Source organism: Enterobacter cloacae complex sp. IR5459 (assembly GCF_049238005.1).
GTDB classification, from domain to species: domain Bacteria; phylum Pseudomonadota; class Gammaproteobacteria; order Enterobacterales; family Enterobacteriaceae; genus Enterobacter; species Enterobacter hormaechei_C.
The window spans coordinates 216,851-238,854 of sequence record NZ_JBMKIG010000002.1; the positions used below are offsets into that span (position 1 = coordinate 216,851).

Sequence of the window (22,004 nt, forward strand, 5' to 3'; positions counted from 1 at the left end):
CACACAAGGTCGGATTTAACAAAAAAGATACAATTTTGCTATATTGCGTTAGCGATCACGCTTATAAAACTTATGACATAAAGTGGCCCTGCAACCGGTAGCGATTTCCCGGGAACAGCAGCTTCGCATGCGACACAATTTGCGAGGACGACCAGGTACGACGGCGGATCAGCAGGCAGGGATCGTGCTCTTTAATACGCAACAGCTCGCATTCCTGCGGCGTGGCGCGCACGGCTTCCACGATATGCTCCCCTTCCGTCAGCGGGGCGACGAGCGAGAGATACGCATGCGGTGTGGTTTGGGTGTAATCCTGATTCAGATAGTCCGGTATCCGCTCCGCATTGACGCAGCGATCTTCAATCTGGACCGGAATGTCGTTCTCATAGTGCACCATCACCGAATGGAAAATCCGGGTGCCCTCGGTAACCTTCAGCTCGATGGCCTGTTCGGCGCTGGCCTGCGTCTCTTCAAGCACCAGCACCTCGCAGTGGTGCTGATGGTTGCGGGCGGCAATTTCATCGGCAATGCTGCGGATTTCAAACAGCGCCGACTGTCCTTTTGGCTCCGCCACAAAAGTCCCGACCCCTTGCAGGCGCACCAGCAACCCTTCATCGGTCAGCTCCCGCAGCGCCCGGTTAATGGTCATTCGACTAAAGCCAAACTGCGCGACCAGTTCGGCTTCGGACGGAATGCGGTCATGCGGGCGCCAGACGCCGGCTGCGATTTTTTCGCTGATCGCCTGCTTCACCTTTTCGTAAAAAGGCGCGGGAGGGCTCGGCTTCGGCAGGGGCGAGCGTGAAAACATCATGACTCCTTGAATGTTGTTATGCCCACCAGTGAGCAATTTGCCAGGCCAGTCGGGCGGCAAGCTTCGCCCCCTGACCGTCCCGATCGTAGTGCGGATTAAATTCCACCAGATCCGCCGCCTGTAGTTTACCGCTTCGGCAGATACGCTCAATCACCGGGAACAGATCCAGCGCCGGGATCCCCAACGCCGCAGGGGCGGACACGGCGGGCATTTCTGCGGCAGGCAGCACATCGAGGTCAACGGTGAGATAAACCCGGTCTGCCTGCGTAAGCACGCTATCCAGCGCGGATAGCGCATCCCGGCGAAAATCGAGATCTTCAACCAGCGTCACGTTCAACCGCTCAGCTTCCTCCCACAGCGCCTGAGTATTCGCCGCACGGCTTACCCCCAGGCAGGCGTAGTGAAACACCCGAGACTGAGACGCGCAGTAGTGCGCCAGCTGGCGGAACGGCGTGCCGGACGTTGCCCGTTCAGCCTTGCGTAAATCGAGGTGCGCATCCAGGTTGATCACCGCAATGCGATCGTTCGGAAAGGCGTCCAGCACGCCGCGCCCGTGCGCCCAGGCGGTTTCATGTCCACCGCCGAAAACCAGAGTACGCATCCCGGATTGCTGGCACGCGGTTATGGCCTCGCTCAGCGCCTGCTGTGCCGCCTCCAGCGCGTGGCCTTCAACATAAACAGAACCCATATCCACGAGGCGCGCATGCCCCTGATGGCTCGCCATATTCGCCAGCGCGCCGCGCAACACATCGGGCGCCTGTGCAGCACCGGGCCTGCCCTGGTTACGCTTAACCCCTTCATCACATTCAAAGCCCAGCAGGGCAATGCCTGACGGCACGGGAGAAAAGTGTTCGCGCTGCTGTATGGTCTGGAAGAGACGTTTCGCGGTGCTGGACTCGGCGCTGTCGTCACGCCCCTGCCAGACCTGCGGGGAGACGGGATGCCACAGTTTCATGCTACCTGCCCCCGAAACACGCGTTGATACAAAGGATTCCGCCCCGGCTCGTAAACCATCTCAACCGGATGATTCGCCTCCCAGACGACGAAATCAGCCACATAACCGGGCTTTAACTGCCCGTGCGTCGCAGCACGTCCTAGCGCCTGCGCCGCATGCCGCGTCACGCCAGCCCAGGCCTCTTCCGGCGTGAGGCCAAACTGGACGCAGGCCATGTTCATTGCCAGATGCAGGCTGGCAAACGGACTGGTGCCCGGGTTGTAGTCGGTAGCCACCGCCATCGGCACACCCTGCTCTCTGAGCTGCGCCACCGGTGGACGCTGGCGCTCCTGAAGAAAATAGAACGCGCCGGGGAGCAATACCGCCACCGTGCCGCTTTGCGCCATCGCCTGAATACCTGCATCATCGAGATACTCAATATGATCGGCCGACAGCCCTTTATACTGGCTGACCAGCGCCGCGCCGCCAAGATTCGACAGTTGTTCTACATGCCCTTTTACCGGGATCCCGAGCGCGGCGGCGGCCCGGAACAGGCGCTCGGTTTGCGCCGGGGTAAAGCCGACGTTTTCACAAAACACGTCCACCGCTTCAAATAACTCTTTTTGCCACAGCGTGGGCATGATCTGCTCACAGACCAGCGCCAGATAGGCATCCGGATCCTGTCGGTACTCGGCAGGAACGGCATGCGCGGCCAGCAGCGTCGGGCTGATATCGACCAGATTATTCAGGCTGAGCTGGCGGGCAACCAGCAGCATTTTCTCTTCGGCTTCGGCATTCAGACCGTATCCTGATTTGATTTCAACGGTCGTTACGCCTTCATTCATCAGCCGCTGGAGTCGCTGCTGCGCCACCGTCAGGAGCGTTTCCGGCGAACTGTTGCGGGTGGCCGTGACCGTGGCGTTAATTCCGCCGCCCTGCGCGCTAATGGTCTGATATGACACGCCGTTAAGCCGTTGCTCCCATTCCGCTGCACGATCGCCGCCGAACACCAGGTGGGTGTGGCAATCGATCAGGCCGGGAGTAACCAGACGCCCGTCGAGATCGACACACTGACGATGCCCGGAGGGGATCTCGGATTCAGGAATAATGGCCAGAATCGTCTGGCCGCGCACAACGAGGGCATGTTGTTCTCTCAGGCCGTAGGGTTCCGCCTCGCCTGTCGCCAGGGTTGCCAGTCGCGCATTTCGCCATATAACATCATCGGGATTAAGCTGCTGCATGTGCCTTCCACTTGTCATGGGTTGTATAGACATTTATTTTCATCTGCCGCCTGCTGTCAACCGCATTGGGGGAAAATGTTATTTATTTGTGATGACTTTCCCGTCGCCTGCGGGCAAAAATGCAACTTTTCCGGTTTTTATCTTCCCGTTTCGCTCAACTTAGTATAAAAAAGCAGGCTATTTCGTCTATCCAGATAAGACTTGCATACCCAGGAGCATTACCTTGAATATTTCCAGGATTTCCCGTCTGGCGTTGGCACTCGCCTTTGGCGTGACTTTATCCGCTTGCAGTTCAACACCACCGGATCAGCAACCTTCTGAGCAGGTTGCTCCGGGCACCGCTTCCCGTCCGATCCTGTCAGCGGCTGAAGCGAAGAACTTCACCCGTGCGCACTATTTCTCGGCGATGGATCCCAATGCAGCCCCGTGGACGCCTTCTTCTATTAACCTGCCGAAACAGCCAGACTTCGTTGTCGGCCCGGCCGGGGCGCAGGGCGTTACACACACCTCTATTCAGGCAGCCGTTGATGCCGCAATCACCAAACACAGCGCATCTCGTCAGTACATTGCCATCCTGCCGGGTGAATACGAAGGAACCGTTTATGTTCCGGCAGCACCGGGAAGCATTACGCTTTACGGCCTGGGCGAAAAAGCGGTCGACGTAAAAATTGGCCTGGCGATTGATTCAGAGATCGACAGCACCACCTGGCGCCATCTGGTGAACCCGGCCGGTAAATACATGCCAGGTAAACCGGCGTGGTATATGTTTGATAACTGCCAGCGCAAGCGTGCCGCCACCATTGGCGTGATGTGTTCGGCGGTATTCTGGTCACAAAACAATGGCCTGCAATTGCAAAACTTGACCATTCAGAACACCCTGGGCGACAGCGTTGACGCAGGTAATCATCAGGCCGTGGCGCTGCGTAGCGATGGCGACAAGGTACAGATTAACAACGTCAATATCCTGGGCCGCCAGAACACCTTCTTCGTGACCAACAGCGGCGTGCAGAATACCCTTCAGAACAACCGTCTGACGCGTACTCTGGTCACCAACAGCTACATTGAAGGCGACGTGGATATGGTCTCTGGCCGCGGCGCGGTGGTATTTGATAACACCGACTTCCGCGTGGTGAATTCACGTACGCAGCAGGAAGGTTACGTCTTTGCACCGGCCACGCAGTCTAACCTGTTCTATGGCTTCCTGGCCGTGAATAGCCGCTTTACTGCTGCTGGCGATGGCGTGGCGCAGCTTGGTCGCTCTCTGGACGTGGACTCCGCCACTAACGGCCAGGTCGTTATCCGCGACAGCGTGATTAACGAAGGCTTTAACATGGCGAAACCGTGGGCGGATGCGGCGATCTCGAAACGTCCTTTCTCCGGCAACACCGGCACGGTGGATGATAAAGACAACGTGCAGCGTAACCTGAACGACGCTAACTTCAACCGCATGTGGGAATACAACAACCGCGGTCTGGGTAGCAAAGTGGTTGCTGAGCCGAAGCAGTAAAATGCCTGCTGCCGGGTGGCGGCTGCGCCTTACCCGGCCTGCCACATGCATTAACCGCGCATAAAAAACCTCGCATTTGCGAGGTTTTTTTCGTCTACGGATCAATGAGCGTTAATCACAACCCACATCGGCCCTTGTCCGACCGCATAGCGTCCTTTCTCTTCCAGTAGCCCCTGCAAGCCCTGGATTTCATAGAGCGCAATGTGGTGGGATTTCTGCCCCGCCGCAATCAGGTATTTGCCGCTGTGGTCGACATTAAAGCCGCGCGGCTGGGTTTCTGTCGGCTGGAAGCCCTCAACTGCCAGAACGCTGCCGTCTTCGGAGACGCTGAAGACGGTGATCAGACTGGAGGTACGGTCACAGGCATACAGGTGACGGCCATCCGGCGTGATGTGAATGTCTGCCGCCCAGCGTGTGTCAGAGAAATCAGATGGCATCATGTCCAGCGTCTGTACGCACTCGATCTGCCCGTTAGGATCGTTCAGCTCCCACACGTCTACCGAGCTGTTCAGCTCGTTAACGACATAGGCATACCGCTGATTCGGGTGGAAGACCATGTGGCGCGGGCCTGCGCCTTCCACGGTGGTGACTTCCGCCGGGCTCTGCGCGACCAGATGGCCGTCATCGCTCAGGGTAAACAGGCAGATGCGGTCCTGCTTAAGCGCTGGCACCCACAGCGTGCGGTTATCCGGCGAAATGTTGGCTGAGTGGCAACCTTCGAGCCCTTCTACCACGTCGACGGTTTCAACGGGAATACCGTCTTCCAGGCGGGTGACGCTCACGCAGCCTGCATTGTAGGAGCCGCTGAAGATAAAGTTGCCTTTATGGTCAGTGGAAATATGGGTCGGGCTGCCCGGCAGCGGGGCTTCTGCGGTATAGGTCAGCGCGCCGTCATCCGGGGAGATGCGGTATGCCAGTACGCGGAATTCGGGGCGTACGCCGACATAAAGAAAACGTTTATCCGGGCTGACGACCATCGGCTGCACCTGGCCTGGCACATCAACAACCTGAACCAGCGTAAGCGAACCTTCTGTATTCAAACGCCAGACATGGATCTGCTGACTTTCAGGACTGGCGGTATAAACGGTTTGTTTCATGAATACTCCTGATTATTTTTAACGGTGAATGCTGAATTGTAGTCCGGGATTTTGCAGGGTTCCGCTCTCGGTGTACCATCCCGACAGACCTTAAATTCAACATTAACCCGGAAGAAAAAATGACCTCGCGAGTGATTGCCCTGGATTTAGACGGAACACTGCTTACCCCTCAGAAAACCCTGCTCCCCTCTTCTCTTGAGGCCCTCAAACGAGCCCAGGAAGCGGGGTATCAACTTCTCATCGTAACGGGTCGACATCACGTAGCCATTCATCCTTTTTATCAGGCACTGGGCTTAGATACACCTGCAATTTGTTGTAATGGCACCTATTTGTATGATTATCAGGCAAAAAAGGTTTTAGCCTCCGATCCGCTTCCCGTTACGCAGGCGCTGCAATTGATTGATTTACTGGATGAGCACGCCATTCACGGCCTGATGTATGTGGATAACGCCATGGTGTATGAACGCCCTACCGGCCATGTGATCCGCACAAGCAATTGGGCCCTGTCTCTGCCGGAAGCGCAGCGTCCGGTGTTTACTCAGGTTTCCTCCCTGCGCCAGGCGGCGGAAGACGTCGAAGCAATCTGGAAATTTGCCCTGACCGATGAAGACACCGCCAAACTGAATACCTTCGCAAAACTTGTCGAGCATACGCTGGGTCTGGAATGTGAATGGTCCTGGCACGATCAGGTGGATATCGCCCGCAAAGGCAACAGCAAAGGAAGGCGTCTGACCCAGTTCGTTGAATCGCAGGGCGGATCAATGCAGGACGTAATTGCTTTCGGCGATAACTATAACGACATCAGCATGCTGGAAGCGGCCGGAACGGGCGTGGCGATGGGTAATGCCGATGACGCGGTGAAAGCGCGCGCTGACGTGGTGATTGGCAATAACACCACCGACAGCATCGCGCAGTATATCTATACCCACCTGCTGTGATCAGGCGGTTATGGAAACGCTCTTGATTTGCGCGTAAAGCCACAGGCCAGGCTTGATACCCAGCTCATCCCTGGCCCACGGGCTGATGCGCGCCCACAGCGTTCTGTTGCCTACTTCCAGCTGCACTTCCACCTGGCCGTTATCATCAAAACACTGCGCCACTTTTGCGCGCAAAATATTGCGGATACTGGTTTGCAGCGGCGGTTGCAGCACCAGGGAGACATCCGACGCCTGAATGCGGATCCGTAACGTGGACTGAATCGGTGTATCGATTTTATTCACCCACAAATGCTGATCGCCCAGCGCCAGCGCGGTCATCGCGTAGTGCGGATGGTGCTCCAGCACGCTCACCTTCAGAATGCTGCTCTGCTGCTCCTTTGGCAGCCATGGATGCATAACGCTGCTGCCCCACACCTCCTCCAGATTGCCGAATGCCTTCACCCTGCCCGCTTCCAGCACCAGCACTTTGTCGGCCAGATGTAAAATCTCATCCAGCGAATGGCTGACGTAGAGCATGGGCACGTTGATTTCCCGCGCCAGACGTTGCAGATACGGCAGCAGCTCGCGCTTGCGCGGAATATCCAGCGAGGCCAGCGGCTCATCCAGCAGCAGCAGTTCCGGCGCGGTTAACAGGGCGCGGCCAATCGCCACGCGCTGTTTTTCACCACCCGACAGCGACGACGGCAGACGATCCAGCAGCGGTTCGATGCCCAGCAGCGCCACCAGCTTATTGAACTGTCCGGCCATGCTTTTTGCCATGCCGTAACGCAGGTTCCCGCGAACGCTGTAGTGCGGAAACAGGCGCGCATCCTGAAACACATAGCCGATACGGCGTTTGTCCGGTGACAGGCAGACCTTCTTCTCCGCGTCATTTAAGACGCGGTTATTTAGCACAATACGGCCAGACTGGGGACGCGTCAGGCCGCTAATCGCATTAATCAGAGACGTTTTCCCCGCCCCGGACACGCCAAAAATGGCGGTGATACCGCTGGCAGGCAGCGTTTCGTTCAGCGTCAGGGTGTGACTGCCCAGGGTTTGCGTAAAGTTGAGTTCCAGCATCACGATTTCCCCATCCGTTCACGGCTGAGGCGCGCCAGCCACTCAGACACCAGCAGCGAGACCAGGGCGAGTACAATCGAAATAATACACAGCCGGGCCGCCGCACCTTCGCCACCCGGGGTCTGAATCAGGGTATACATGGCCGACGGGATGGTCCGCGTCTCGCCGGGAATGTTGGACACAAAGGTGATGGTCGCGCCAAACTCACCCAACGAACGGGCGAAGGCTAACACCGTACCGACGATAATGCCCGGTAACGTAAGCGGAAGCGTAATGGTCAGGAATACCCGCCAGCGGCCTGCGCCCAGCGTGCGGGCGGCCTGTTCTAACCGGATATCCACCCCTTCCAGCGCCAGGCGGATAGCGCGCACCATCAGCGGGAAGGACATTACTGCCGCGGCCAGAACCGCGCCGCGCCAGCTGAAAGCAAAGGTCAGTCCGAACCAGTCGTACAGCCACTCGCCAATAACGCCGCGTCGCCCCATGGAGATCAGCAGCAGATAGCCGACCACCACAGGCGGCAAGACGAGCGGAAGATGAAGAACACTGTCGAGCAGGGCTTTGCCTGGAAACTTCACGCGAACCAGTAACCAGGCAAAGAACACCCCAAAGGGCAAACTCAGCGCAACCGCCAGGGAAGAGACTTTCAGGCTCAGCAGCACGGCCTGCCATTCAGGTTCGGTCAATATCATTCGTGAGTCGTAAATCCGTAACGTTTAAAGATAGCGGACGCTTCCGGCCCCTTCAGGTAGTCAACGAAGGCCGTCACGCTCGCATTTTTATGCCCATCAACTATCGCAACAGGATATTCCACTTTCTTATGCGAGTCTTCCGGGAAGGTACCCACTACCTTCACGCCTTTACTGGCGACGGCATCGGAGCCGTAAACGATCCCGAGTGGCGCTTCGTTACGCTCCACCAGCGCCAGCGCGCCACGCACATCTTCTGCGGGAGCCAGCTTCGGCGATAAGGTTTCCCATGCGCCAAGTTTTTGCAGCGCTTCTTTCGCATAAATCCCGGCAGGAACATGCTCCGGATCGCCCACCGCCAGACGACCACCGTTGAGCAGACGGGTCCAGTCCGTCTGTTTGTTGATGGCGATGTCGCCCTGCTTGCTGTTTGCGGGTGCAACCACCACCAGGCTATTTCCCAGCAGCGTTTCGCGGGTAGCCGTATCAACAGATTTTTTCTCCACCGCGTAATCCATCCATTTCTGATCGGCAGAGATGAACAGATCCGCGGGCGCCCCCGCTTCAATCTGGCGGGCCAGCGTGGACGAGGAGGCAAACGACGAGACCACCTCGACGTTTTTCTCTTTTTTGTATACCGCAGCAATATCCTGCATCGCGTTAGTCAGCGACGCCGCCGCAAAGACCGTGATTTTTCCTTCATCCGCCAGCGCGTGGCCGGTGAGTGAGAGAGTCAGCGTTGCCCCTGCGAAAAGGCGTACCCATGAACGTGCCATTTGAAGCTCCTGTGCGTATCGTTATATACAAATAAATATAACGATATATCGCAGGCGTTCCTAGCGCTAAATCGTACCCATTAATGCGTAAACTCAAGGAACGTTGTAAAAGATATCGGCGGGAGAGGAATAAACTTGAGAGCAAAACGCCCGGGCTGGCCGGGCGTTTTGGAGGAAATCATTGCTGCTTTTTAGGCTGGTCACGACGATGACCAATGTTCGAAAAGACGTTGAACACTTCACCCAGGCCGTAGATGGCACCGAGGATGATAGCCATCACTACTGGCACCATGATTACCGCGAATACCAGACTTTTCAACAACTCTAACATGGTTTTCTCCAGATCTTGTGAACGGCTTATTCTACCCTGAAAAGTAAGAAAAACATCCCCTTTTGTGCGGTGCGCTTTCCGCCCCCGGGCATTTGGGTCACAATAGCCTTTTTGCCGGGACACTGTTATGCAGGCCGAAATTCTCCTCACCCTACGACTTCAGCAGAAGCTTTTCGCCGATCCGCGACGTATCGCCCTGTTAAAACAAATAGAACAAACTGGCTCGATTAGCCAGGGAGCAAAAAACGCCGGCATCAGCTATAAAAGCGCCTGGGATGCGATTAACGACATGAACACCCTGAGTGAACACACGCTGGTTGAGCGCGCCACCGGCGGGAAAGGCGGCGGCGGCGCCGTGTTGACGCGTTACGGGCAACGTCTGATCCAGCTCTACGATTTACTGGCGCAGATCCAGCAAAAAGCATTTGATGTGCTGAGCGATGACGACAACCTGCCGCTGGACAGCCTGCTGGGCGCCATCTCCCGTTTCTCTTTGCAGACCAGCGCCCGTAACCAGTGGTTTGGTACGGTGACGGGGCGCGATCATTCGCAGGTGCAGGAGCATATTGAGATCCTGCTCGCGGACGGCACGACGCGCCTGAAAGCCGCCATCACCGCGCAAAGTGGTCAACGCCTTGGGCTGAACGAAGGTCAGGAGGTGCTGGTATTACTCAAAGCCCCCTGGATCAGCATCACGCTTAACCCTGAGCAGGCCGCAGAGGCCGACAACCAGCTGCGGGGACGCATCAGCCACATCGAGCGCGGCGCAGAACAGTGTGAAGTGCTGATGACCCTGCCGGATGGACAGTTGCTCTGCGCCACCGTTCCGGTGAACGACGCGACCGAATTAGACGAAGGTGCTGTGGTGACCGCATATTTCAATGCAGACAGGGTAATTATCGCCACATTGTGCTAAGCGCATTGACAACCCTGCTTACACTGAGTATCCCTGACATCTGTTGCTGCAAAAAATGGGATAACACATGTCATCATTGCATATTTCGCAAGGCACGTTTCGTCTTAGCGATACCCGTACCTTATCGCTGCCAGAGTTAACCCTTCGCGCCGGAGAAAGCTGGGCGTTTGTGGGCTCTAATGGCAGCGGAAAATCCGCGCTGGCCCGCGCTTTGGCTGGCGAAATAACCCAACTGAAGGGTGAACGTCGGTGCACCTTTACCCGGCTGACGCGCCTTTCCTTCGAACAGCTGCAAAAGCTGGTCAGCGATGAGTGGCAACGTAACAATACCGATTTGCTCAGCCCCGGCGAAGAAGATACCGGCCGCACGACGGCGGAAATTATCCAGGATGAGATAAAAGATCCTGCCCGCTGTCAGCAGCTGGCGGAGCAATTTGGCATTACCGCCCTGCTTAACCGCCGTTTCAAATATCTTTCTACCGGTGAGACGCGCAAAACGCTGCTGTGTCAGGCGCTGATGAGCGAGCCGGAACTCTTGATCCTGGATGAACCGTTTGACGGACTGGATGTACAGTCCCGCGCGCAGCTGGCAGCGTTGCTGGCGTCGCTTAACCAGCAGGGATACACCCTTGTACTGGTCCTGAACCGCTTTGATGAGATCCCGGATTTCGTACATTATGCAGGCGTGCTGGCGGACTGTAGCCTGACCGAAACCGGCGAGAAGGCCGTACTGCTTCGGCAGGCGCTGATTGCGCAGCTGGCCCACAGCGAGAAACTGGACGGTATTGCCCTGCCGGAGCCGGATGCGCCTTCGGCGCGCCACGGGCTGGATCCTGACCAGCCGCGCATTGTGCTGCGCGATGGGGTGGTTGCTTACGACGATCGCCCTATTCTTAATCACCTCAGCTGGACGGTTAATCCTGGTGAGCACTGGCAGATCGTCGGCCCCAACGGGGCGGGTAAATCCACGCTGCTGAGCCTGATCACCGGGGATCACCCGCAGGGATACAGCAACGATCTCACCCTGTTCGGCCGTCGCCGCGGCAGCGGGGAAACCATCTGGGATATCAAAAAGCACATCGGCTATGTCAGCAGCAGCCTGCATCTGGACTACCGGGTGAGCACCACGGTGCGAAACGTGATCCTCTCTGGCTTCTTCGACTCCATTGGTATTTATCAGGCGGTATCCGACAAGCAGCACAAGCTGGCGCAGCAGTGGCTGGATATTCTGGGTATGGATAACCGGGTCGCCGATGCACCCTTCCACAGCCTGTCGTGGGGGCAGCAGCGGCTGGCATTGATCGTCCGCGCGCTGGTTAAGCACCCTACGCTGCTGATTCTGGATGAACCGTTGCAGGGGCTGGATCCGCTCAACCGTCAGCTGATCCGCCGCTTTGTGGATGTCCTGATTAGCGAAGGTGAAACCCAGCTGCTGTTTGTGTCCCACCATGCTGAAGATGCCCCGTCCTGCATCACCCATCGGCTGGAATTTGTCCCTGACGGCGAGCAATACCGCTACCTGCTGAACAAAATCGATTAACGCTCGGAGGGCGCTGCCCTCCGCTTTTCAGACAACCTGCAACAATACATCTCTATCTCTTTGATCTACAATGCACTCAGTCTGAGAAAAAGCGCGTGTGAAAACCAGTGTAAACGATACCACTATTTTATCCCATGTCACACTTTTCGCGTCTCTGATATGCTATGGTTAATTCATACCATAAGCCTAATGGAGCGAAATATGCGAGTTCTGGTAACAGGTGGTAGCGGTTACATAGGAAGTCATACCTGTGTGCAACTGCTGCAAAGCGGCCACGATGTTGTCATTCTTGATAACCTGTGCAACAGTAAGCGCAGCGTGCTGCCGGTCATTGAACGCCTTTCGGGTAAACAGCCGACTTTCGTTGAAGGCGATATCCGCAATGAAGCATTGATGACTGAAATCCTTCACGATCACGCGATTGAAACCGTTATCCACTTCGCGGGCCTGAAAGCGGTTGGCGAATCGGTGGCAAAACCGCTTGAGTACTATGACAACAACGTCAACGGTACCCTGCGTCTGATCTCCGCCATGCGTGCGGCCAACGTTAAAAACTTTATCTTCAGCTCTTCCGCAACCGTCTACGGCGATCAGCCAAAAATTCCTTACGTTGAAAGCTTCCCGACCGGTACGCCGCAAAGCCCGTATGGCAAAAGCAAGCTGATGGTAGAGCAGATCCTGACCGACCTGCAAAAAGCCCAGCCTGAGTGGAGCATCGCGTTGCTGCGCTACTTCAACCCGGTCGGCGCGCATCCTTCAGGTGATATGGGCGAAGATCCGCAGGGCATTCCTAACAACCTGATGCCGTATATCGCGCAGGTTGCCGTAGGGCGTCGCGATTCCCTGGCGATTTTTGGTAACGATTATCCCACCGAAGATGGCACCGGCGTGCGCGATTACATTCACGTCATGGATCTGGCCGACGGCCACGTGGCGGCGATGCAGCAACTGGCGGACAAACCGGGCGTGCATATTTACAACCTCGGCGCCGGGATTGGCAGCAGCGTGCTGGATGTGGTGAATGCTTTCAGTAAAGCCTGCGGCAAGCCGGTGAAGTATCACTTCGCTCCCCGCCGTGATGGCGACCTCCCGGCTTACTGGGCCGATGCCACCAAAGCGGATAAAGAGCTCAACTGGCGTGTCACCCGCACGCTCGATGAAATGGCACAGGATACCTGGCACTGGCAATCACGCCATCCGCAGGGCTATCCGGACTAAGGATTTGTCATGACGCAATTCAATCCCGTCGATCACCCGCATCGTCGTTTTAACCCGCTCAGCGGGCAATGGATTTTAGTTTCACCGCATCGCGCCAAGCGCCCCTGGCAGGGGGCGCAAGAGACGCCTGCCAAACAGACGCTGCCGCAGCATGATCCGGACTGTTTCCTCTGCCCGGGCAATACCCGCGTGACGGGCGATAAAAACCCGGACTACAAAGGCACCTTCGTGTTTACTAACGACTTTGCCGCGCTGATGACCGATACGCCGGACGCGCCGGAAAGCCATGACCCGCTGATGCGCTGCGAAAGCGCCCGCGGCACCAGCCGCGTGATCTGCTTCTCGCCCGATCACAGCAAAACGTTGCCGGAGCTGAGCGTGGATGCCCTGAAAGAGGTGGTCAGCACCTGGCAGGTGCAAACCGCGGAGCTGGGCCAGAGCTATCCGTGGGTGCAGGTGTTTGAAAATAAAGGCGCGGCGATGGGCTGCTCCAACCCACATCCGCACGGTCAGATCTGGGCGAACAGCTTCCTGCCGAACGAAGCCGAGCGTGAGGACCGACTGCAAAAAGCGTATTTCACCCAGAACGGTTCGCCTATGCTGGTGGATTACACCCAGCGTGAGCTGGCGGATGGCAGCCGTACCGTGGTGGAAACCGAACACTGGCTTGCGGTAGTCCCTTACTGGGCGGCGTGGCCATTTGAGACGCTGCTGCTGCCGAAAGCCCATGTTCAGCGCATTACCGAACTCAGCGACGCCCAGCGTGACGACCTGGCGCTGGCGCTGAAAAAACTGACCAGCCGCTACGACAACCTCTTCCAGTGCTCCTTCCCCTACTCCATGGGCTGGCACGGCGCGCCGTTTAACGGCGAAGAGAATCAACACTGGCAGTTACATGCACACTTCTACCCGCCGCTGCTGCGCTCAGCAACGGTACGTAAATTCATGGTGGGCTATGAAATGCTGGCGGAAACCCAGCGCGACCTGACGGCGGAACAGGCGGCAGAACGTCTGCGTGCCGTTAGCGACGTCCATTACCGCGAATCAGGAGTCTAAAAATGAGTCTGAAAGATAAAACACAATCCCTGTTTGCTGAAAAATTTGGCTACCCTGCCACCCATGTTATCCAGGCGCCAGGCCGCGTTAATCTGATCGGCGAACACACCGACTATAACGACGGTTTTGTCCTGCCGTGTGCCATCGACTACCAGACGGTGATCAGCTGTGCGAAACGCGACGATCGTCATGTGCGAGTAATCGCCGCGGATTACGGCAACGAAATTGACGAATTTTCCCTCGATGCGCCGATCGTGACCCACGACAGCCAGCAGTGGTCGAACTATGTTCGCGGCGTGGTGAAGCACCTGCAAAAGCGTAACAAGAATTTCGGCGGGGCCGATCTGGTGATCAGCGGCAACGTGCCGCAGGGGGCGGGATTAAGCTCTTCCGCATCTCTGGAAGTGGCGGTCGGCACCGTGTTCCAGCAGCTTTATCATCTGCCGCTGGACGGGGCGCAGATCGCCCTGAACGGTCAGGAAGCGGAAAACCAGTTCGTGGGCTGCAACTGCGGCATTATGGATCAGCTGATTTCCGCGCTGGGCAAGAAAGAACACGCTTTGCTGATTGACTGTCGCTCCCTCGGGACCAAAGCGGTTCCGCTGCCTAAAGGTGCGGCTGTGGTGATCATCAACAGCAACTTCAAACGCACCCTGGTGGGCAGCGAGTACAACACCCGTCGCGAACAGTGCGAAACCGGCGCGCGCTTCTTCCAGCAGCCAGCCCTGCGTGATGTCTCACTTGATGAATTTAACAAGGTCGCCCACGAGCTGGACCCGGTTGTCACGAAGCGCGTGCGCCATATACTGACCGAAAATGCCCGTACCGTAGAAGCCGCCTCCGCGCTGGCGAAAGGTGACCTGAAACGGATGGGCGAGCTGATGGCCGAATCGCATGCCTCCATGCGTGACGATTTCGAAATCACCGTGCCGCAAATCGACACCCTGGTTGAAATTGTGAAAGCCACGATTGGCGACAAAGGCGGCGTGCGTATGACCGGCGGCGGATTTGGCGGGTGCGTCGTCGCCCTCGTGCCGGAAGAGCTGGTCCCTGCCATTCAGGACGCAGTGGCTAAACAGTACGAAGCCAAAACGGGCATCAAAGAAACTTTCTATGTCTGCAAAGCATCACAAGGAGCCGGACAGTGCTAAACGAAATACCTACACTCGCACCGGATGGTCTGCCGTATCGCCTGTTAACCCTGCGCAACAGCGCCGGGATGGTGGTTACGCTGATGGACTGGGGCGCAACGTTACTTTCTGCCCGCGTACCGATGCCTGACGGCAGCGTGCGCGAAACCCTGCTCGGCTGCGCATCGCCGGAGCAGTATATCGAGCAGACCGCTTTTCTGGGCGCATCCATAGGCCGCTACGCTAACCGCATCGCCAGAAGCCGGTTTACGCTGGACGGCGTAACGTATTCCCTGCTTGCCAGCCAGGGCGAAAATCAGCTGCACGGCGGCCCGGAAGGGTTTGATAAACGTCGCTGGAAGATTGTGCAGCAAAATGACGGTGAGGTCTGGTTCTCTCTGGACTCCCTCGATGGAGACCAGGGTTTCCCGGGCAATCTCACCGCAACGGCGCGCTTCACCCTGACCGAAGATAATCGCATCGCCATTGAGTACCGCGCGACCGTCGATAAGCCGTGCCCGGTCAACCTGACTAACCACGCCTATTTCAACCTTGACGGTAATCAGACCGATGTCCGCAGCCACAAACTCCAGATCCTGTCGGACGAGTATCTGCCGGTCGATGAGATGGGTATCCCTTATCAGGGGCTGAAACCGGTAAGCGGTAATAGCTTTGATTTTCGTCAGCCGAAAACCATCGCCCAGGATTTCCTGAGTGATGACGATCAGCGCAAGGTGAAAGGCTACGACCACGCGTTCCTGTTGCAGGCGAAAGGCGATCTTTCTCAACCTGCCGCACAGGTCTGGTCTGCTGATGAGAAGTTACAGATGACGGTCTACACCACCGCCCCCGCCCTACAGTTCTATTCCGGTAACTATCTGGAGGGTACCACGGCGCGCGAACATGACGCCTACGGCGCCTGGCAAGGCCTGGCGCTGGAGAGCGAGTTCCTGCCAGACAGTCCTAATCATCCTGAATGGCCGCAGCCGGACTGCGTGCTACGTCCGGGTGAAGAGTACGTAAGCGTCACCGAGTATCATTTCATTCCGCGCGCTTAATGTCCGGCGGCGCACGGGCCTACAAATGTAGGCCTGATAAGCGAAGCGCCATCCGGCAAAAAAGCCTGGCCCTCACCGCGAGGGCTTTTTTATCTCCGCCTTGCTGAAAATAGCGGCGATCGCAGACAAAATCATAACCCTGGATTCACATGCATCTTACACTCTCGAACTATTTTCGCTATGGTTAGGGTTAAGCGTTGCTGCTGGCACAGTCACGGCAATATAATGAGAATTGTTATCATTCAAAATGCTTGAGGAGTAAGAAATGGCTAATACTAAGCTTGTCCTGGTGCGCCACGGCGAAAGCCAGTGGAACAACGAAAACCGCTTCACCGGTTGGTATGACGTTGATCTGTCCGAGAAAGGCGTGAGCGAAGCAAAAGCGGCAGGTAAACTGCTGAAAGAAGAAGGCTTCACCTTTGACTTTGCTTACACCTCTGTGCTGAAACGTGCCATCCATACCCTGTGGAACATTCTGGACGAGCTGGATCAGGCCTGGCTGCCGGTTGAGAAATCCTGGAAACTGAACGAGCGTCACTACGGTGCGCTGCAAGGTCTGAACAAAGCGGAAACCGCAGAAAAATACGGTGACGAGCAGGTTAAGCAGTGGCGTCGTGGTTTTGCGGTTACGCCTCCAGAGCTGAGCAAAGATGACGAGCGCTACCCGGGCCACGATCCGCGTTACGCGAAGCTGACTGAGGCTGAACTGCCGCAGACCGAAAGCCTGGCGCTGACCATCGACCGCGTTGTGCCTTACTGGAACGAAACCATTCTGCCACGCCTGAAAAGCGGCGAGCGCGTCATTATCGCTGCTCACGGTAACTCCCTGCGTGCGCTGGTGAAATACCTGGACAACATGGGTGAAGATGAAATCCTCGAGCTGAACATCCCTACCGGCGTGCCGCTGGTGTACGAGTTCGACGAAAACTTCAAGCCAGTTAAACATTACTACCTGGGTAACGCCGACGAAATCGCTGCAAAAGCGGCAGCCGTGGCGAACCAGGGTAAAGCGAAGTAATATTTGCCGGACATAAAAAAAGCGTGGAGAAATCCACGCTTTTTTGTTACCCGCAACAAACTTAGCCGCGACGCGCTTTTACCGCATCCGCCAACTGACGCAGGATCGCATCGGTATCGTCCCAGCCAATGCAGGCATCCGTCACGCTCTTACCGTAGACCAGCGGCTCGCTGCCCTCCAGGTTCTGGTTGCCTTCAACCAGATGGCTCTCAATCATCACCCCAATCACTGCGCGTTCACCGCTGGCGATTTGCTGACAAACATCTGCGCCGACTTCCATCTGCTTTTTGAACTGTTTGCTGGAGTTGGCATGGCTGAAATCGATCATCACCTGCGGTGCCAGACCTGCTTTCTCCAGCCCTGCTTTTACCTCCGCTACGTGTTTAGCGCTATAGTTAGGCTCTTTACCGCCGCGCAGTATGATATGGCAATCGCCATTACCGCTGGTATTCACGATAGCCGAGTGGCCCCACTTGGTCACCGACAGGAAGCAGTGCGGCGCGCCCGCCGCATTAATGGCGTCAATGGCGACCTTGATGGTGCCATCAGTGCCATTTTTGAAACCCACCGGGCATGACAGGCCAGACGCCAGCTCGCGGTGAACCTGAGATTCAGTCGTACGCGCACCAATAGCGCCCCAGCTCATCAGGTCAGCCAGATACTGCGGGGTGATCATATCGAGGAATTCTCCGGCAGCAGGCAGCCCGCTGTCGTTGATCTCCAGCAGCAGCTTACGCGCAATGCGCAGGCCGTCGTTAATCTGGAAACTGTTGTCCATATGCGGATCGTTGATTAACCCTTTCCAGCCCACGGTGGTACGCGGTTTTTCGAAATAAACGCGCATCACGATTTCCAGTTCGCCTTTCAGCTCTTCACGCAGGGCGAGCAGACGCGACGCATACTCTTTGGCCGCAGCAGGATCGTGAATGGAGCATGGCCCGATCACTACCAGAAGACGATCGTCGCTACCTTTCAGGATCTTGTGGATCGCCTTGCGGGCATGAGACACCGTGTTGGCGGCATTTTCGGTGGCGGGGAATTTTTCAAGGAGCGCTACGGGAGGTAATAACTCATTGATCTCTTTAATGCGTAAATCGTCGTTCTGATAATTCATCTTCTTTCCGGCTCTGCCATATCTTTAGTAATGAAAGCAATCCTTTCAATCTAACTTGTCGGCCACAAAGTGTAAACGGGCTTTTACACTTCGCGCAGATAATTCCTGGAATTCGCCTAAAATACGCAACAAAATAGCGAAAAATGAGATCTGGCCTAAGCTTTTTACTTGTAACGACTGTTTTTAAATATTTATACGCGATTCCATCCTGACATAATTCAGGAGTCCGGAATCTTTCGCCACTGAACAAGATGCACTGTTGGAGAATGTTATCCAGCGTAACGATAAGAACAGGAGCACCATGATGAAAATGACGAAACTGACTACGCTTTTCCTGACGGCAACCCTTACCCTGGCAAGCGGTAGCGTACTGGCTGCTGATGCAGGCTCATCCGGCAGCAACGGCGACGCGAATGCCGCTGCCGAAGCAGGCCAGGTTGCGCCGGATGCAAAACAGAATATCGCGCCAAACAATGTTGATAACAGTAATATCAACACGGGCAATACCAATACTGGCGGGACGAACACAGGCACGATGAACCATGAGGGTATGACTACCGACGAGGTGCATAAAAACTCAGTCTGTAAAGACGGGAAATGCCCGGACCCGAATGACAAAGTGGGCAGCGATGCCAATACCAAAACGGACGGTACTACCCAGTAACCTTCCATAAGGTAAAACAGGGAGAGCGAATGCTCTCCTTTTTTATTTAAGCTCTTAAAAACGCTACACTAAAAATAATAATAAATCAGGAACGATACCATGGCGCACTCCCACTCCCATTCCCACTCCACTGGCGATGAAAATGCCAAACGGCTTTTGCTGGCTTTTGGCGTCACTGCCACCTTTATGATTATTGAGGTCACAGGCGGGCTGATATCCGGATCGCTGGCGCTGCTGGCCGATGCCGGGCATATGCTGACCGACGCTGCCGCGCTCCTGTTTGCTCTGCTGGCCGTGCAGTTTGCCCGTCGCCCTCCCAATACCCGCCACACCTTTGGCTGGCTCAGACTGACCACGCTTGCAGCCTTTGTGAATGCGATTGCACTGGTGGTCATTACTATTCTTATCGTCTGGGAGGCTTTTCAGCGCTTTCGGCATCCACAACCGATAGCCGGGACGACAATGATGGTTATCGCCATTGCCGGGTTGGTCGCCAATATTCTGGCGTTCTGGATATTGCACCGCGGCAGCAGTGAAAAAAATCTGAACGTACGGGCCGCGGCGCTTCATGTGCTGGGCGATCTGCTGGGTTCTGTTGGTGCGATTGTGGCCGCGCTGATCATTATGGGCACGGGCTGGACCCCTATCGACCCGATTCTTTCCGTGCTGGTATCGTGCCTGGTATTGCGCAGCGCCTGGCGGCTACTGAAGGAGAGCGTAAATGAGCTACTGGAAGGCGCGCCCACATCACTGGATATTGGCGAACTGAAGCGCAACCTGAGTCGTTCCATTCCTGAAGTCCGTAACGTTCACCACGTTCACGTCTGGCTGGTGGGTGAGAAACCGCTGATGACGCTGCACGTTCAGGTTATTCCGCCCCACGATCACGATGCGTTGCTTGAACGTATTCGGCATTTCCTCGAGCATCACTATGAGATTGCGCACTCCACTATCCAGATGGAGTACCAGCCTTGCAGCGGGCCAGACTGCCACCTTAACGAGGCGCAGTCCGGCCACTCACACGCACATCACCATTAACGGGAAAGCGCGCGAGAGCCACGCTCACGCGCGCTGTTAATCCACATGCGGCTGCCGTTGAGAGCAATGAAGGTCAGGAGCATATACTCCAGCGACATGGCATAAACGCCCTGAAGGGCAAAAATCACCACGCTAATCACGTTAATCACCACCCACAATAGCCAGTTCTCAACGTATTTACGGGTCATCAGGATCATTGCGGCAATCGACAGCACCATCATGCAGGAATCCCAGAACGGGAAGGCATCCGGCTGAAGCTCAGGCATCGTCACGTTCAATCCCAGTCCCGACATCACCGAGACCGCCACGCGCGTCAGGAAGGCAAATACCGGATCAATAAAGACGGTCATAAAGCCGATAGCCACCACGCAGGCCGCGAACCAGGCGATGGCTTTAGGCAACGGCAGCCAGCGGATTTGCAACTCCGCCTCCTGCTGGCTGTTTTGCCGAGACCAGGCGTACCAGCCATAGATATTGGCCGCGAAGAAGAACAGCTGTAGAAGCAGGCTGGCGTAGAGCTGGATCTGGAAGAAGATGATCGCAAACAGCGTGACGTTTATCAGCCCGAACGCATAGTTGCTGATCTTCTCAAGGCTGGCCAGCCAGATACAGAGTAAACCGGCCAGCGTACCCACCGCTTCAATCCACGACAGGTCATAGCCGCCCGCACCAATCGGGATATGAACCAGGATGTTCTGTGTGCTAAAAAAATCCATTTTTTCTCCGGGGCGTAATAAGTTAAGTACGTAGTGTAGCCGCAAAATCCAGCATACGGTTAAGTGGAATTAACGCGCCTTCACGCAGAGCGGCATCCACGTGGATCTCATGCGCTGCGCCACCGTTCTCAAGCGCCTCCGAAATCGCTTTGAGCCCATTCATCGCCATCCACGGGCAATGCGCGCAGCTTCGGCAGCTCGCCCCTTCTCCGGCGGTTGGCGCTTCAAGCAGCTCTTTTTCCGGCACGGCCTGTTGCATTTTGTAGAAGATACCGCGATCGGTCGCCACGATGAGCTGCTTGTGTGGCAGCGTTTTTGCCGCGTTAATTAACTGGCTGGTTGAGCCGACGGCGTCCGCCATGTCGACGATCGACTGCGGAGATTCCGGGTGCACCAGTATCGCGGCCTGCGGGTATAAGCCTTTCATCCGGGTCAGCGCCTGGGTCTTGAACTCATCGTGGACGATACAGGCCCCCTGCCAGCACAGCACATCCGCACCGGTCTGTTTTTGTACGTAGTTTCCCAGGTGACGATCGGGCGCCCAGATGATTTTCTCCCCCAGGCTGTCCAGATGTTCAATCAGCTCAACGGCGATACTGGACGTCACTACCCAGTCCGCCCGGGCTTTCACCGCCGCAGACGTGTTGGCATAGACCACCACGGTACGGTCAGGGTGGGCATCACAGAAGGCGGTGAACTCATCAATCGGGCAACCGAGGTCAAGGGAGCAGTCGGCATTCAGCGTCGGCATCAGTATGGTTTTTTCCGGGCTGAGAATTTTTGCCGTTTCGCCCATGAAGCGCACACCTGCAACCAGCAGGGTGGAGGCAGGATGTTTAGCACCGAAACGCGCCATTTCCAGGGAATCTGAGATACAGCCGCCCGTCTCTTCCGCCAGCTGCTGAATTTCCGGGTCGGTGTAGTAATGCGCCACCATCACCGCATCACGCTCTTTAAGCAGGCGCTTGATTTTCTCTCGATAGAACTGTTTTTCATCCCGGCTTAGCGGAGCAGGCTTTGGCGGGAAGGGATAGATTGCGGTTTCGGGATCAAACATCACACTCATTATGGCTTCTCGTTTTACTGGCTTAACAATATTGCCTTTGTTTTGCATGAGATAACAAAAATGAGGCAATGGTGTTTTGTATACTAAACA

The 22,004-nt window shown here is 56.2% G+C and carries 22 protein-coding genes; 11 read left to right on the forward strand and 11 right to left on the reverse strand.

What is annotated here, in order from left to right; genetic code table 11:
* Positions 1-70 precede the first annotated feature (70 nt).
* Genes ACOTX4_RS04455 through hutI form a run of 3 tightly spaced genes read right to left on the reverse strand, consistent with a single transcriptional unit; the run spans position 71 to position 2,983 of the window.
* Positions 71-805: a histidine utilization repressor gene (locus tag ACOTX4_RS04455; RefSeq protein ID WP_045331617.1), complete on the reverse strand. Its 735-nt coding sequence runs from the start codon at positions 803-805 to the stop codon at positions 71-73.
* Between the two features lie 19 nt (positions 806-824).
* Positions 825-1,763 carry a formimidoylglutamase gene (hutG, locus tag ACOTX4_RS04460; protein WP_003858535.1) on the reverse strand — a complete coding sequence of 313 codons (939 nt, stop codon included), beginning with the start codon at positions 1,761-1,763 and terminating at the stop codon, positions 825-827.
* Positions 1,760-2,983, reverse strand: a complete 1,224-nt coding sequence (gene hutI, locus ACOTX4_RS04465; RefSeq protein WP_032657647.1) for an imidazolonepropionase — start codon at positions 2,981-2,983, stop codon at positions 1,760-1,762. Before hutI ends, hutG begins: the two co-directional genes overlap by 4 nt.
* A gap of 223 nt (positions 2,984-3,206) precedes the next feature.
* Between hutI and ACOTX4_RS04470 the strand changes: the two genes are divergently transcribed.
* A complete protein-coding gene (locus ACOTX4_RS04470; protein ID WP_003858537.1) occupies positions 3,207-4,490 on the forward strand; it encodes a putative acyl-CoA thioester hydrolase in 1,284 nt (427 codons plus the stop codon).
* Between the two features lie 101 nt (positions 4,491-4,591).
* Here ACOTX4_RS04470 and pgl read toward each other — a convergent pair whose 3' ends face one another.
* Positions 4,592-5,587 (reverse strand): 6-phosphogluconolactonase, encoded by a 996-nt coding sequence (gene pgl / locus ACOTX4_RS04475; protein ID WP_045331623.1) that lies wholly within the window; start codon positions 5,585-5,587, stop codon positions 4,592-4,594.
* Positions 5,588-5,706: 119 nt separating this feature from the next.
* On the opposite strand from pgl, the gene ACOTX4_RS04480 reads away from it, so the two are divergent.
* Entirely contained in the window at positions 5,707-6,525 is an 819-nt protein-coding gene (locus tag ACOTX4_RS04480; protein ID WP_045331625.1) for a pyridoxal phosphatase, read from the forward strand.
* On the opposite strand, the gene modC is transcribed toward ACOTX4_RS04480, so the two are convergent.
* The 4 genes from modC to ACOTX4_RS04500 form a co-directional block, all read right to left on the reverse strand.
* On the reverse strand, positions 6,526-7,584 hold the full coding sequence (modC, locus tag ACOTX4_RS04485; RefSeq protein WP_063938003.1) for a molybdenum ABC transporter ATP-binding protein ModC: 1,059 nt from the start codon (positions 7,582-7,584) through the stop codon (positions 6,526-6,528).
* Positions 7,584-8,276 carry a molybdate ABC transporter permease subunit gene (modB, locus tag ACOTX4_RS04490; protein WP_022650632.1) on the reverse strand — a complete coding sequence of 231 codons (693 nt, stop codon included), beginning with the start codon at positions 8,274-8,276 and terminating at the stop codon, positions 7,584-7,586. Before modB ends, modC begins: the two co-directional genes overlap by 1 nt.
* The gene (modA, locus tag ACOTX4_RS04495) at positions 8,273-9,049 is read right to left on the reverse strand and encodes a molybdate ABC transporter substrate-binding protein (RefSeq protein ID WP_022650631.1); all 777 of its coding nucleotides are present in this window, start codon (positions 9,047-9,049) and stop codon (positions 8,273-8,275) included. The genes modB and modA overlap by 4 nt, the downstream gene beginning before the upstream one ends.
* 178 nt (positions 9,050-9,227) lie before the next feature.
* Positions 9,228-9,380 (reverse strand): AcrZ family multidrug efflux pump-associated protein, encoded by a 153-nt coding sequence (locus ACOTX4_RS04500; RefSeq protein ID WP_003858549.1) that lies wholly within the window; start codon positions 9,378-9,380, stop codon positions 9,228-9,230.
* A gap of 127 nt (positions 9,381-9,507) precedes the next feature.
* Between ACOTX4_RS04500 and modE the strand changes: the two genes are divergently transcribed.
* From modE to gpmA, 7 genes are all read left to right on the forward strand, one after another.
* Positions 9,508-10,296, forward strand: a complete 789-nt coding sequence (gene modE / locus ACOTX4_RS04505) for a molybdenum-dependent transcriptional regulator (protein ID WP_023324338.1) — start codon at positions 9,508-9,510, stop codon at positions 10,294-10,296.
* 67 nt (positions 10,297-10,363) lie between these two features.
* On the forward strand, positions 10,364-11,836 hold the full coding sequence (modF, locus tag ACOTX4_RS04510) for a molybdate ABC transporter ATP-binding protein ModF (protein ID WP_023315655.1): 1,473 nt from the start codon (positions 10,364-10,366) through the stop codon (positions 11,834-11,836).
* 201 nt (positions 11,837-12,037) lie between these two features.
* Entirely contained in the window at positions 12,038-13,054 is a 1,017-nt protein-coding gene (gene galE, locus ACOTX4_RS04515) for a UDP-glucose 4-epimerase GalE (RefSeq protein ID WP_003858554.1), read from the forward strand.
* Positions 13,055-13,063: 9 nt separating this feature from the next.
* Positions 13,064-14,110, forward strand: a complete 1,047-nt coding sequence (gene galT, locus ACOTX4_RS04520) for a galactose-1-phosphate uridylyltransferase (RefSeq protein WP_022650627.1) — start codon at positions 13,064-13,066, stop codon at positions 14,108-14,110.
* Positions 14,111-14,112: 2 nt separating this feature from the next.
* Positions 14,113-15,261: a galactokinase gene (gene galK / locus ACOTX4_RS04525; protein WP_023324336.1), complete on the forward strand. Its 1,149-nt coding sequence runs from the start codon at positions 14,113-14,115 to the stop codon at positions 15,259-15,261.
* Positions 15,255-16,298, forward strand: a complete 1,044-nt coding sequence (gene galM / locus ACOTX4_RS04530; protein WP_003858560.1) for a galactose-1-epimerase — start codon at positions 15,255-15,257, stop codon at positions 16,296-16,298. The genes galK and galM overlap by 7 nt, the downstream gene beginning before the upstream one ends.
* A gap of 265 nt (positions 16,299-16,563) precedes the next feature.
* Entirely contained in the window at positions 16,564-17,316 is a 753-nt protein-coding gene (gene gpmA, locus ACOTX4_RS04535) for a 2,3-diphosphoglycerate-dependent phosphoglycerate mutase (protein ID WP_003858562.1), read from the forward strand.
* 61 nt (positions 17,317-17,377) lie between these two features.
* Here the strand turns inward: gpmA and aroG are convergent, their stop codons facing one another.
* Entirely contained in the window at positions 17,378-18,430 is a 1,053-nt protein-coding gene (aroG, locus tag ACOTX4_RS04540) for a 3-deoxy-7-phosphoheptulonate synthase AroG (protein ID WP_003858564.1), read from the reverse strand.
* 304 nt (positions 18,431-18,734) lie between these two features.
* Here aroG and ACOTX4_RS04545 point away from each other — a divergent pair, with 304 nt between their 5' ends.
* Complete coding sequence (locus ACOTX4_RS04545; protein ID WP_003858566.1) at positions 18,735-19,094, forward strand: protein YbgS; 360 nt, start codon at positions 18,735-18,737, stop codon at positions 19,092-19,094.
* Between the two features lie 99 nt (positions 19,095-19,193).
* On the forward strand, positions 19,194-20,132 hold the full coding sequence (zitB, locus tag ACOTX4_RS04550; RefSeq protein WP_022650624.1) for a CDF family zinc transporter ZitB: 939 nt from the start codon (positions 19,194-19,196) through the stop codon (positions 20,130-20,132).
* Here zitB and pnuC read toward each other — a convergent pair.
* Positions 20,129-20,848, reverse strand: a complete 720-nt coding sequence (gene pnuC / locus ACOTX4_RS04555; RefSeq protein ID WP_023315654.1) for a nicotinamide riboside transporter PnuC — start codon at positions 20,846-20,848, stop codon at positions 20,129-20,131. The genes zitB and pnuC overlap by 4 nt on opposite strands.
* A gap of 22 nt (positions 20,849-20,870) precedes the next feature.
* A complete protein-coding gene (nadA, locus tag ACOTX4_RS04560; protein ID WP_023315653.1) occupies positions 20,871-21,914 on the reverse strand; it encodes a quinolinate synthase NadA in 1,044 nt (347 codons plus the stop codon).
* Positions 21,915-22,004 lie beyond the last annotated feature (90 nt).